This is a genomic window from Mesorhizobium australafricanum, assembly GCF_033977265.1.
GTDB lineage: Bacteria > Pseudomonadota > Alphaproteobacteria > Rhizobiales > Rhizobiaceae > Mesorhizobium > Mesorhizobium australafricanum.
Genome location: NZ_JAVIIT010000043.1, coordinates 1 through 2,702, shown reverse-complemented (window position 1 = coordinate 2,702; position 2,702 = coordinate 1). Strand labels below are relative to the sequence as shown.

General features: G+C 69.6%; 1 pseudogene. It reads right to left on the bottom strand.

Annotated elements, in window-relative coordinates:
* Positions 1-2,702 (bottom strand): annotated as a pseudogene (locus tag RFM98_RS31030) (shikimate kinase); the annotation flags it as partial.

Here is a 2,702-nt window from a genome sequence, read left to right as displayed (position 1 = left end):
CCGCTCTGCCTGCAGCTGGACGCGGATGTCGGCCCTGAGCTCATGGTGAATGCCCTCGTAAGTGCCGAAGACGGCACGCTCGGCAAACCAGCGTTGCGCTTCAAGCGGCTGCGCCAGGACGTTGCGCTGCAGGCAGCTGTAGCTCTCCAGCACCTGCTGGGTGGCCGACAGGATCTGCCGGGAGCGGCTGAACTGGTAGTCGCCGTTCTCGATGGCCGGCGTGTGCGACTTCGGCGGCTTCAGCGAGGCCAGGCCGCGCGCCTGCTCCTTCTGGTCGAACTGGCGCACATGCTCGTAGAGCCTGGGCCGGTCGCCGACGATGACAACGGTGTCGCCGTCGAAATCGCCGTCGAGCTTCTTTTGTTCGGCGCTCGGCACCGCAACCAGCGAGCCGGGCGCGAACACCTCCGTCGCCTGCAGGATGCCGACGCAGTCGAGCCCGGTGTCGGCCTTGACCCGGTCCTTGCCCTCGAGCCAGTGCGAATGGCATTTGACGTCCTCGGCCGACATCACCACCGAACGCTCGGCGAAGGCGGCCGGCCACATCCGGTCGGGCACCACGATCAGGATGCCCTTGGCAAACAAGGTCGGATCGTCGGCGGCAAGCCTTTCCCTCGACTTGTGCGCGACGTTGAAGCTGTACTGGAAGGCCACGCACCGGTCCAGGAACGCCGCGGTCGCGTCGCCGTCGCGCGCCGACCTGACCTGGCCGGCGGCGAACGGGCGCAGGTTCGGCTTGTCGTAGGGCGAGCGCCCGACAAGCACGCCGCCATCGGCGGTCAAGGTCTCGCTCTTGAGCGTCGGCACATAAAGGCGTCCGTCGCCGGACGGCACGGCGACGGCGCCCGGGCCGTCGATGTGGCCAGAGGTGACGGTCCGAAACAGCTCCTCGGCCGTCAGCCTCGGCTGCTCACGGCTGCCGAGCCAGGCCTCGGCCTTCTCGCGCGTCTCCTCGGCCACCGCTGCGTCGCGCGGATAATGCTGCAGGGCCGAGGCCGGCACCGAGGTTCGCTTGCCCTGGCCAAAGACACGCACCGGCGCGGCGCCGTCCGGGCGGACGCCCCGGGCGATGGCCGGCATGCGCTCGGCCAGCGAGGCCCTGATGAAGCCGCAGCCGTCATGCGGCCGCAAGGCGATCGGGCCGTCCGGCCCGGCGAGCCTGAAGGGATGCGCTGCCCCTGCCGGGCGGTCGGGCAGGAGCGACAGCCTGAAGGCGCCTTCCAGCGCATAGTCGTGCGGGCCAAGCCCGGCGATGTCCGGCGGCGCGGCAAAGCCGCGGCGCTGGGTGTAGTAATAGGCTTCCTTGAACGGCGCCCAGGCCCGCGCCAGCTGCTCGAAGGCCGTCCCCGGCGCCGTGTCGGCATAGGGGATCGCCAAAAGCTTGCCGCCGGTGGCCTCGTCGGTCGCGCCGGGCAGGCGGGCGGCAAGCTGGGCCAGGGACTTTTGCGGCGCCTTCAGCTTGCTGCCGCCGAACAGGTCCATGCGGTAGGGCACGCCCTCGACGCTGAGCGTGCGCGCCAGCATGAAGGCGCTCGGCTTGCCCGGCAGCTGCACCGCAACCACCTTGACAGCCCCCGAGGTCAGGCGGTGGAAGATGGAATAGCGCAGCTCCGCTTCGCCGGCCAGCGGCCGCCCCTGCATGTCGACCACCGGCAGCCGCATCAGTCCGGCATCGCCTTGTGGCGGCCGCGGCTCGTGGTCCATGGCCTCAAGCACGCCATGGACATCGAAGACGGCGGCGGCATGCTGGGCCTGGACGCTCGGCGCGTTCTGGGCCATGAAGGTGTCGAGCGCGTCGAGCGGCCCCTCCGCCTCGATCTCGGCGATCACGTTCCAGCTCATGTTGGAAAGGTCGGTCTCGATGAGGGCGCGGGCGCTGTCCAGGATCCGGCTGGTCTTGGCGTGCAGCTCTTCCTGGCGGCGCCGCAAGGCGAGCTTGTCGCCCTCGACATAGGGCCGCCGGTAGAGCTTCTCCAGCACCGCGCGGGTCTTGAGCACCTGATAGACCGACAGCGCCGGGCAGCGGCTTGCATTGGCGCCGCTGTCGCGCTCGGCCTGGCCTGCCTCGAGATGCGCCTCGATCTTGCGCTCCACCACCGGCTGGATGGCGTTGAGCAGGTTCAGCGCCGGCCTGCGGTGCCAGCGCAACGCCGGCCGCGGGCTGCGCGCCAGCGGCAGCAGGGCGGCGCACAGATTGCCCATGGTCTCCAGGTTGTTGTCGCGCTCGAAGGCGGGCGTGGCGCGCAGCGCCTCCAGCCGGTCCAGCCCCGGCTTTGCCAGCAGACCCAGATCGTCGGACAACTGCGCCTTGCTCAGGGCCTTGAAGATGTTGGCGATGGCCAGGACATCGGCCTGCTGCAGCCGGTCCTCGGCATAGTGGAGATAATGCGCCAGCTGCTGCAGCCGCTCCTTCAGCAAAGCGGGTTCGGCCACCTCCCCGGCTTCCTCGCCCTGCAGGATACCGCGCGCCAGACTGTTGGCGACAATCGCAAGCGGTGGCGTCGCGAACGCGCCGAAGCGACGGCCCTTGGGGCCGAGACCGCGGGCGATCTCCACCAGAGCCTGATAGCACACCGGCTCTTGCGTCCACTTGCCGAAGCCGTTCACCAGGATCGCCAAGCCTTGAGCAGTAAAATCGGAGAGCCCGACATCCTGGCGATCGGCGCGGCGAAGGACCTCCTCGCCAATGGCGACCGTGGCCT